This is a genomic window from Actinocorallia lasiicapitis, from assembly GCF_054778695.1.
In genome coordinates, this window is the sequence record NZ_BAAGZI010000213.1 from 1 (window position 1) to 9,918 (window position 9,918).

The 9,918-nt window shown below is 71.2% G+C and carries 9 protein-coding genes; 7 read left to right on the forward strand and 2 right to left on the reverse strand.

The window, feature by feature from the left end; genetic code table 11:
- The 5 genes from ACYVE7_RS21460 to ACYVE7_RS21480 form a co-directional block, all read left to right on the forward strand.
- The coding region (locus tag ACYVE7_RS21460) for a methyltransferase domain-containing protein (protein WP_460366767.1) at positions 1-1,328 on the forward strand (1,328 nt) is incomplete at its 5' end.
- 91 nt (positions 1,329-1,419) lie between these two features.
- Positions 1,420-2,253 (forward strand): nucleotidyltransferase domain-containing protein, encoded by an 834-nt coding sequence (locus ACYVE7_RS21465; protein WP_460366768.1) that lies wholly within the window; start codon positions 1,420-1,422, stop codon positions 2,251-2,253.
- 129 nt (positions 2,254-2,382) lie between these two features.
- Positions 2,383-3,687, forward strand: coding sequence for an ABC transporter substrate-binding protein (locus tag ACYVE7_RS21470; protein ID WP_460366769.1), 1,305 nt, complete (start codon positions 2,383-2,385; stop codon positions 3,685-3,687).
- 80 nt (positions 3,688-3,767) lie between these two features.
- Positions 3,768-4,634, forward strand: coding sequence for a carbohydrate ABC transporter permease (locus ACYVE7_RS21475; protein WP_460366770.1), 867 nt, complete (start codon positions 3,768-3,770; stop codon positions 4,632-4,634).
- Positions 4,631-5,455 carry a carbohydrate ABC transporter permease gene (locus tag ACYVE7_RS21480; protein ID WP_460366771.1) on the forward strand — a complete coding sequence of 275 codons (825 nt, stop codon included), beginning with the start codon at positions 4,631-4,633 and terminating at the stop codon, positions 5,453-5,455. The genes ACYVE7_RS21475 and ACYVE7_RS21480 overlap by 4 nt, the downstream gene beginning before the upstream one ends.
- Positions 5,456-5,461: 6 nt before the next feature.
- Here ACYVE7_RS21480 and ACYVE7_RS21485 read toward each other — a convergent pair whose 3' ends face one another.
- A complete protein-coding gene (locus ACYVE7_RS21485) occupies positions 5,462-6,325 on the reverse strand; it encodes an AraC family transcriptional regulator (RefSeq protein WP_460366772.1) in 864 nt (287 codons plus the stop codon).
- 37 nt (positions 6,326-6,362) lie between these two features.
- Between ACYVE7_RS21485 and ACYVE7_RS21490 the strand changes: the two genes are divergently transcribed.
- A complete protein-coding gene (locus ACYVE7_RS21490) occupies positions 6,363-8,063 on the forward strand; it encodes a glycoside hydrolase family 35 protein (protein WP_460366773.1) in 1,701 nt (566 codons plus the stop codon).
- Between the two features lie 3 nt (positions 8,064-8,066).
- Here ACYVE7_RS21490 and ACYVE7_RS21495 read toward each other — a convergent pair whose 3' ends face one another.
- Positions 8,067-8,942 carry a LysR substrate-binding domain-containing protein gene (locus tag ACYVE7_RS21495; RefSeq protein WP_460366774.1) on the reverse strand — a complete coding sequence of 292 codons (876 nt, stop codon included), beginning with the start codon at positions 8,940-8,942 and terminating at the stop codon, positions 8,067-8,069.
- A gap of 73 nt (positions 8,943-9,015) precedes the next feature.
- Here ACYVE7_RS21495 and ACYVE7_RS21500 point away from each other — a divergent pair.
- On the forward strand, positions 9,016-9,918 hold a 903-nt coding region (locus ACYVE7_RS21500), incomplete at its 3' end, for a pyridoxal-phosphate dependent enzyme (protein WP_460366775.1).

Sequence of the window (9,918 nt, forward strand, 5' to 3'; positions counted from 1 at the left end):
CCGCCGCGCTCGACGGCGGCGGCTTCCGGGTGGACCTGGCCGACGGCCGCTCCCCGCACGCCCGCCGGCTGCTCGTCACGACGGGTCTGGCCGACGAGCTGCCCGACCTGCCGGGACTGGCCGAACGCTGGGGCCGCGACGTGCTGCACTGCCCGTACTGCCACGGCTGGGAGGTCCGCGACCAGGCCGTCGGCGTGCTGAACACCGGCCCGGCCGCGACCCACCAGGCGCAGCTCTTCCGCCAGCTCACCGAGGACGTCACCCTGTTCCTGCACACCGCGGACCGCCCGTCCGCCCAGGAACTGGAAGCCCTGACGGCACGCGGGATCGCCCTCGTGGACGGCGCGGTCGCGGCCGTGGAGTCCGCGGACGACCGGCTCACCGGGGTCCGGCTGGAGTCCGGTGCGACCGTGCCGCTGGACGCCCTGGTCGTCGCCACCCGGATGGCCGCGCGTCCGGGCCCGCTCACCGCCCTCGGCCTCGAACCGGCGGACCTGTCGATGGGCGGCCACGTCATCGGCAGCCACTTCGCCGCCGCCGCGGACGGCGCGACCGAAGTGTCCGGCGTCTGGATCGCCGGAAATGTCGCCGACCCGAAGGCGCAGCTCATCACCGCCGCGGCCGCCGGGCTGGCGGCGGGCGCCGCGATCAACGCCGCTCTGGTCGCCGAGGAGATCGACCGGGCCGTCAAGGTCGCACGGCGTGGCGGCTGGGTCTACGACGAGGCGTTCTGGGAGGAGCGCTACCGCACCGCCGACCGGGTCTGGAGCGGCGACGCCAACCGCCAGCTCGTCACCGAGACCGCAGGCCTGGCCCCCGGCACCGCCCTGGACGTCGGCTGCGGCGAAGGCGGCGACGCCCTCTGGCTCGCCGGCCGCGGCTGGCGGGTGCACGGCGTCGACATCTCCGCGACGGCCCTGACCCGCGCCGCGGCCCACGCCGCCGACCTGGGCCTCGCCGACCGGACGTCCTGGGCGCGCGCCGACGTCTTCGACTGGACCCCCGACGGGGTCTACGACCTGGTCACCGCCCAGTTCATGCACCTTCCGGAGGAGCACAGGACACCGCTGTTCGCCCGGCTCGCCGACGCCGTCGCCCCCGGCGGTTCCCTGGTGCTCGTCGGACACCACCCGCGCGACCTGGAGAACGACGACCACCACGGCGCCCGCCGCGACATGCTCTTCACTCCCGAGGAGCTGGCCGAGAACCTCGACCCGGCCGTCTGGGAGTTCACCACGGTCGAAACCCGCGAGCGTAAGGGTCTCGAGCACGAGGGAACGGACGTCGTCAAGTACGACGCCGTCCTCCGGGCGCGCCGCCGCCCCTGAACCGGTTTCCGGAACTTCTGTGATCGGACGGACGCGCTGAGTTACCGTTGCGGTTCGGTATGCACGGGTCTGCGGGTGTGGGGGATGTTCGGTGGCACAAGATCGGCGTGAGGCCTTGGCGACGGCCGTGCATCCCCTGGCGATCGAGGTGGCGGCCACCTATCTGTCCCTGGTGGACGCCGCGCTCCCCGGTTTCGTGGAGGGCCTCTACCTGACCGGTTCGGTGGCGCTGGGCGACTTCCGTCCGGCGGAGTCCGACATCGACTTCGTGGCCGTCAGCTCCTCGCCCGCCCGACCGCAGCAGCTCAGAGCCCTGGAACTGGTGCACGAGCAGCTCGCCCGACGCCATCCCAAACCGTTCTTCGACGGCCCCTACCTGACCTGGTCGGATCTGGCGGGCGACCCCTACGACGCGCTCCCGGGGCCGTCCGCCAGCGGCCTTCTGCTCCAGCCGGACTCCACCGAGGGCCGCGACCCGGTGGCGTGGCGGCTGCTCGCCGGGTACGGGGTCCCGCTGCGCGGCCCGCTCCCGCAGCATCTCGCGATCCCCGCCGAACGCGCGGACCTGCGCTCCTGGTGCCGCGCCAACCTCGGCGACTACTGGCGTCCCTGGCATGAGCGGGGCACGCGCGGCACGACCCCGGCGGGCCTGGCGATGCTCGGCACCTGGGCTCCGGCCTGGGGGGTGCTGGGCGTCAGCCGGATCCACCACACCATCGCCACCGGCGAGATCATCTCCAAGTCGCAGGCCGCCGCGCACGCCCGCACCGCGTTCGACCCCCGCTGGCACCGGATCACCGACGAGTGCCTCCGGATCCGCCGCAGCACCGCCACCCGCTCGCTGTACACCTCGCCGTTCGCGCGCCGTGCCGAGGCCCTCGCCTTCATCGATATGGCCATCTCGACCTCGCTGGCCCTCCGCTGACATCGCCTGTTGTGCCGTGCGTCACCGAAAATGCAAGTGTGTGAGCGCTTTTGTCCATGGAGGATTTCCCTGGGTGCGACGAAGGTTGCCGTCAGCAACCTTCGGGGCAGGGAAAGGACAAACACCATTATGCGTAGAGCGATCGCGCTCGGGCTCGCCGCCGTGGCCGCGGCGGCCGGGCTCACCGGCTGTGGCGGCTCCGACAAGAAGTCGGACGACAAGCCCGCCGCCGCAGGTCCCGTCACCGTCGAGTGGTGGGGCTGGGCGCCCGGTTACGACAAGGCGGCCGCCGCCTGGAACGCCTCACACCCCGACATCCAGGTGAAGTTCACCCAGATCGAGTCGGGTGGCAAGGGCGGATACCAGAAGATGCTCAGCGCGGTGAAGGCCGGCAACGCGCCGTGCCTCGCGCAGGTCGGGTCCGAGACCCTCGCCAGCTTCCTGGTGGAAGGCGCCGTCCAGGACGTCACGCCCTACACCGCGGACACCAAGAGCCTCTTCCAGCCGTGGGCGGTCGACTCCGTCAGCTACGGCGGCAAGCAGTACGGCGTGCCCGTCGACTCCGGGCCCATGGGGATGTTCTACCGCAAGGACATCTTCGCCAAGCACAAGATCGAGATCCCGAAGACCTGGGACGAGTTCGCCACCGCGTCGGAGAAGCTGCACGCCGCCGACCCCAAGGCCTACCTGTCGTCGTTCAACCCCGACGACATGTACCTCTTCAGCGGTCTCGCCCAGCAGGCCGGCGCCAAGTGGTTCAGCACCGAGGGCGACTCCTGGAAGGTCAGCGTCAACGACGAGGCCACCCTCAAGGTCGCCGGTTTCTGGCAGGGCCTGATCGACAAGAAGCTCGTCGACATCAAGCCGGCCTGGTCCGACGCCTGGTTCAAGGACTTCTCCGACGGCCGGATCGCCTCCCTCGTGGGCGCGGTCTGGATGACCAAGGTCCTCGAGGACTCGGTCAAGGGCACCAAGGGCAAGTGGGCCGTCGCCCCCATGCCGAACTGGACCGAAGGCCAGACCGTCACCGGCAACGTCGGCGGCTCGCCCAACTCCGTCCTCACGGGCTGCAAGAACCCCAAGGAAGCCGTTCAGTTCGCGACCTGGCTGGCCACGGACAAGACCGCTTTCGACGGGCTGATCACTGACGGCGGTCTCTTCCCGACCACCGTCGACGGCGCCACCCTGCCCGCCATCTCCGCGGGCCGTCCGTTCTACGGCGACCAGGCGGTCTTCACCACCTTCGCCGAAGCGGGCAAGACCGTGGTCCCCGGCTTCACCTGGGGCCCCACCACCCCCGCCCTCAATGACGCGTTCAACGCCGCCGTCGGCGACGCCGTCAAGAAGGGCGGCAAGCTCACCGACGCCTTCGCCACCATCCAGGAGAAGACCGTCACCTCGCTGAAGGACAAGGGCCTCACCGTCGCCCCCTGATCTTGACGCACCAGGAGCGTCCCGTGCGACCGCCGGGACGCTCCTTTCCCCGTCATCCCCCGTGAGAAAGGCGGCCCGCCTTGGCTGTCTCCAAGATGCGGGCGGCGGTCCCGCTGCTCGCACCGTTCACCGTGCTGTTCGTGGTGTTCTTCCTGATCCCGATCGGCTACGCGATCAACGAGAGCCTGTACCAGGTGCAGCGCTCCGGGCTCGGCTTCGGCAAGCCCGAACGGGTCTTCGCCGGACTCGACAACTACGCCGCGGTCTTCCGTGACGGCGTGTTCCTCCGCGACGTCGGGCGCCTCCTGGCCTTCGGCGTGGTCCAGGTGCCGATCATGCTGGGTATGGCGCTGCTCCTCGCGCTCCTCCTGGACGGCGCTTCCGCCCGGTTCAAGCGGTTCTTCCGGCTCGTCTACTTCCTGCCGTACGCCGTTCCCGGCGTGATCGCGACGATCGTCTGGGCGTTCCTGTACACCCCGGAGATCTCCCCGTTCGGGCTCGATCTCCTCGACGACGGCATCGTGCTGTTCTCGATCGGCAACATCGTCACCTGGACCTGGACCGGCTTCAACATGCTGGTCCTGTACTCGGCGCTCCAGGCGATCCCGCGCGACCTCTACGAGGCCGCTTCGCTCGACGGGGCGAGCGCCCTGCGGATCGCGCTCTCCATCAAGATCCCGATGGTGCGCCCGTCGCTGATGCTCACCGCGGTCTTCTCGATCATCGGAACGCTCCAGCTCTTCAACGAACCGGCGGTTCTGTCCGACGTCACCACGAACGTCTCCAAGGACTACACGCCGCTGATGTGGTCGCTCCAGGTCGCCCTTGACCGCAACGACTACGCGCTCGGTTCGGCCATCGCGATCGTGCTGGCGCTCCTGGCGGGCGGGCTGTCGCTGATCTTCCTCAAGCTCTCGTCCTGGCTGACCGCGAAGGAGGTGCGGTGAACCGCGCCCGCATCCTGACCACGGGCTTCCTGTTCGTCGTCTCCGTCTACATGCTGCTGCCGCTGTGGTGGCTGGTCGTCTCGGCCACCAAGTCGGGCGAGGACCTGTACGACGGCTCCCTGTGGTTCGGCTCCCTGCACCTGGCCGACAACATCGCGCTGGTCATGGACCAGGACGGCGGCCTCTACCCGCGCTGGCTGTTCAACACCGTCCTGTACGCGGGCGGCGGCGCGCTGGGCGCGATGCTGCTGGCCGCGATGGCCGGTTACGCGCTGGCGAAGTACCCGTTCAGGGGCAGCCGCTTCGTCTTCGGGACGATCATGCTGGCGGTCCTGCTGCCGCTGCCGCTGCTCACCATCCCGATCTACCTGCTGGAGAGCAAGATCGGGCTGCTGAACTCGGTCTGGGCCTTCCTGCTGCCGTCGATGGTCAGCCCGTTCGGCGTCTACCTGGCCAAGGCGTATGCCGAGGTCGCGGTCCCCGACGAGCTCCTGGACGCCGGCCGGGTCGACGGGGCGGGCGAACTCCGCCTGTTCTTCACCGTGGGCCTGCGTCTGATGGCGCCCGCGATGGTCACGCTGTTCCTCTTCCAGTTCGTGGCGATCTGGAACAACTTCTTCATGCCGATGATGCTCCTCAACGACCAGGAGCTCTGGCCGGTCACCCTCGGCCTGGTCAAGTGGACCAGCATCCAGACCGGCAACCTCCGCGACGCGGTGATCACCGGGGCGTTCCTGTCGCTCATCCCGGTCATCCTGGCGTTCGTGTCGTTGCAGCGCTTCTGGAAGGCGGATCTGGCCGCCGGCAGCGTCAAGGCCTAGCGGGACCTAGTGGAAGTGCTGCTCGCGGAAGCCGCTGGGGGAGATCCCGGCACGCCGGGTGAAGATCCGCGTGAAGTAGGCCGGGTCCTCATACCCGGTCCGCCGGGCGATGGCCGCGACCGGAAGATCGGTCGTGGTCAGCAGCTCCTTGGCGAGGTTCAGCCGGATCGTCAGCAGGTAGTCCTTGGGGCTGGCGCCGGCGCCCTTGCGGACGGCCTCGCGCAGCTCGGCGAGGGTCAGGCCGAGCCGGCGGGCGTGCTCGGCGACCGGCCACGGCTCGTGCGCGTCCCGGGCCAGGGCGGCCAGCACCCGGTCGCCCTCGGCGTCCTCGGCGCGCGACCGCAGCAGCGTCGCGAGCAGTTCGTGGACGCCCGCGGCGGCCTCCACGTCCACATGGGGACCGCCCCGCCGGACCGCGGCGGCGATCTTCCTGACCACGAGTCTGGCCGGTTCCGCGCTGGTCAGCGGGGTGACGGGCACCGCCGGGTCCAGCAGTCCCAGCTCCGCGTACGCCTCGACGGCAGGTCCTGCGAAGTCCACGAAGCACTCCGACCAGCCGGGCTCGTAGGGCCCGTAGTGGTGGGGGACGCCGGGGATCAGCCAGATCACGGCGGGCGCGACCACGTCGACGGGCTCGGCGCCGTCGGCGGAGAACCAGCCCGCCCCGGACAGCACGATCACCGCCACCGGGTGGTCGAGGACCCGCGGTCCCACCGTCGGCAGCCGCCCGTTCTGATCGCCGACGGCCAGGCAGACCAGCCCGAGCCTGCGGTGCGCCGGGCTGGGCGTCAGATACCGCCACCAGTGGTCCCAGTGCTCCCGGCCCTGGACCCAGTCCACATGGCCGATCGGCCGCCGCGAAGTCTCCATTGAGGCACTTTCTATCAGTTAATGGGAGGAAACACCTGTGGTTCGTTTTGAGATCGGGGAATCGGACTTCCTCGTGGACGGGAAGCCGTTCCGGATCCTCTCGGGGGCGTTGCACTACTTCCGGGTCAGGCCCGAGCAGTGGCGGCACCGCCTTGAGCTGATGCGTGCGATGGGTTTGAACACGGTGGAGACCTACGTCCCGTGGAACTACCACGAGCCGAGGCGCGGCGAGCACCGGCTGCTGGAGGAGCTGGACGCCTTCCTGGCCGAGACCGCCGCCGCCGGACTTTATGCGATCGTCCGGCCGGGCCCGTACATCTGCGCCGAGTGGGAGAACGGCGGGCTGCCGTCCTGGGTGAAGGGCCGGGTCCGCACCAGTGATCCCGAATTCCTCGAGCAGGTCGAACACTGGTTCGATCTGCTGATCCCGCGGATCGCCGAACACCAGGTGACCCACGGCGGCAACGTGCTGATGGTCCAGGTGGAGAACGAGTACGGCTCCTACGGTAGCGACGCCCACTACCTGGAGGCGCTGGTCGACATGCTCCGCGAGTCGGGCATCGACGTGCCGCTGTTCACCGCCGACGGGCCAGAAGACCACATGCTGACCGGCGGCTCCATCCCCGGAATCCTGGCCACGGGCACCTTCGGCTCCGACCCCGAGGGGAACCTGGCCACCATGCGCAGGCACCGGCAGTCGGGGCCGCTGATGTGCTCGGAGCTGTGGATCGGCTGGTTCGACCACTGGGGCCGCGAGCACCACACCCGTCCCGCCGCCGACGCGGCCGACACCCTGGACCGGCTGCTCGCCGCGGGCGCCTCGGTCAACCTGTACATGGCGCACGGCGGCACCAACTTCGGGCTCTGGGCCGGCGGCAACCGCGATCTGGAGAGCGGCGCCTACCTGCCGCAGGCCACCTCCTACGACTACGACGCCCCGATCTCCGAGGACGGCCGCCCGACCGCGAAGTACTGGGCGTTCCGCGAGGTCCTCACCCGCTACCAGGACGCCCCGGAGCCCCCCGCGCCCCTGCCGGTCCTGCCGCCGATGACGGTCGCGCTGACCGAGCGGGCCGACCTCGACGATCTCGCGCTGCCCGAGGTGTACCGCCCCAACCCGCCCTCGTTCGAGGAGCTGGGGCTGGGCCAGGGCCTCGTCCGCTACCGGGTGGAGATCCCCGGGCCGCGCCAGGACTACCCGCTGACCGTCGACGGGCTGCGCGACCGGGCCCGGCTGTCGGTCGACGGCGTCCGCGTCGCCGAGCTCACCGAGGACTCCGCGCCCGTCCAGATCGGCGGCCCGGCCCGGGTCGAGCTGCTGGTGGAATCGCTCGGCCGGATCGGCTACGGCCCCCGGCTCGGCGAGACCAAGGGGATCACCGCGCTCCGCCACGAACGCCAGTACCTGCACGGCGTGAGCGCGACCCCGATCCCCCTGGACGACCTGTCCGCGCTGAAGTTCACGCCCGGCTCGGGCAAGCCCCCGGTGTTCCTGCGGGGCGGCTTCACCGTCGCCGAACCGGCCGACACGTTCCTCGCGCTGCCCGGCTTCGGCGCGGGCGTCGTCTGGATCAACGGGTTCTGCCTGGGCCGCCACCGGGCCGAAGGCCCGCAGCGCACCCTGTTCCTGCCGGGCCCGCTGCTGCGTGCGGGCGACAACGAGCTGATCGTGCTGGAGCTCGACCGGCTGCCCGACGACCTCGTGGTGGAGCTCCGCGACACCCCCGACCTGGGCTGATCTCTAGGGCCGAGCCACCAGCGAGGCCAGGGCGTCACGGCAGGCCCGCAGCGCCGGATGGGCGCTGTGGCCCTGCCGGGCCGAGGTGAACAGCCGCCGCGACGCCGGCAGTGCCAGCAGCGGGACGGTCGGCGGGCGGCCGTTCCACACCAGGTCGGGCAGGAACGCCGCCGCGTGGCCGCCCTCCACCAGGCGGAGATGGAGCAGCAGGTCCGTGCTGACATAGCGGACGTCCGGCTCGAACCCGGCGGCCCGGCAGACCGAGACGGCCCAGCGGTGGGCGGGTGTGCCGGGCGGTTCCATCACCCAGGAGTGCCCGGCCAGCTCGTGCAGCCCGGTGAGGCCGGGGGAGGGCAGGGCGAGCCGGAGCGGGTCGTCGCACAGCGGCTCGTGCTCCAGCTCGGGCAGGTGCGGTTCGGGTTCGCCCGGATACTCCTCGGCGATCACCAGATCGAAGTCGCGGGCGAGCAGCGCGGGCAGCGCGCGGTCCGGTTCGGCCTGGGTGAGATGGACCCGCAGCCGGGGGTGGCGGGCGCGCAGCAGCGTCAGGGCGTCGGGGATCAGGGCGAGCGCCGCCGTCTGGAACGACGCGATCCGCAGGGTTCCGGTCAGCTCGGAGAGCGAGGCGGCGATATCGGCCTCGGCCTGCTCGAGCCGGGCCAGCACCGCCTCGGTGTGGGCGACCAGGATCTCGGCCTGCGGTGTCAGCCGGACCCGGCGGCCCACCGGCTCCAGCAGCGGCACCCCGGCCTCCGCCTCCAGCAGGGAGAGCTGCTGGGAGACCGAGCTCGGGCTGTACGACAGCGCCCTGGCGACGGCCGCGAGAGTGCCGCGGTGCTTGAGCTCGCGCAGCAGCCGCAGCCGGTGCAGATCGAACATTCGGATTCTCCGATGATTATCGGTCGGAAACATTCGCTGGACCGAATAATAGGCGGCGGGGCAGGGTGGCTCCATGACCTTGACGGTTCCGCTCGTCCACCGCAGCCCCCGGGCGCTCGGCTGGCGCTGCCCGCCCGCTCCCGCCGACGTCCTCGCCTTCCACCGGGAGCTGCCCGGCTACGCGCCCACCCCGCTGGTGGAACTGCCGGAACTCGCCGCCGAACTGGGTGCGGGCCGGGTGCTGGTCAAGGACGAGTCGGCACGGCTCGGACTGCCCGCGTTCAAGGCGCTCGGCGCGTCCTGGGCGGTGCACCGGGTGCTGGCGGCACGGCCCGAGGTCCGCACCCTGGTCACCGCGACCGACGGCAACCACGGACGGGCCGTCGCCAGAACGGCGCGGATCTTCGGCCGGGACGCCCGGATCTTCGTCCCCGCCCAGGTCCCGGCGGCGGCCGTCGCGGCGATCAGGGCCGAAGGCGCCGAGGTCGTCCTGGTCGACGGCGACTACGACACGGCCGTCCGGCGGGCCGCCGCGCACGCCGCGGGAGCCGGGACGGCGCTCGTCCAGGACACCGCGTGGGATGGCTACACGCAGGTGCCCGGCTGGATCGTCGACGGCTACTCCACGCTCTTCCGCGAGCTCGACGCCCAGCTTCCCGCCGCCCCCGGCCTGGTCGTCGTGCCCGCAGGGGTGGGGTCGCTGGCGCAGGCGGCCGTCACCCACTACCGGTCCGAACAGCCGGGGGTCCCGGTACTGGCGGTCGAGCCGCTGAGCGCGGCGTGCGTGCTGACCAGCCTTGCGGCCGGACGTCCCGTGACCGTCGCGACGGGCGGGACCGCGATGACCGGGCTGAACTGCGGGACGGTGTCGTCGCTGGCCTGGCCGGTGCTCCGGGCCGGGCTGGACGCGGCCGTCGCGGTCGGCGAGGACGAGACGGCGCTGGCCGTCCGGGATCTGGCCCGGCTCGGGGTGGCG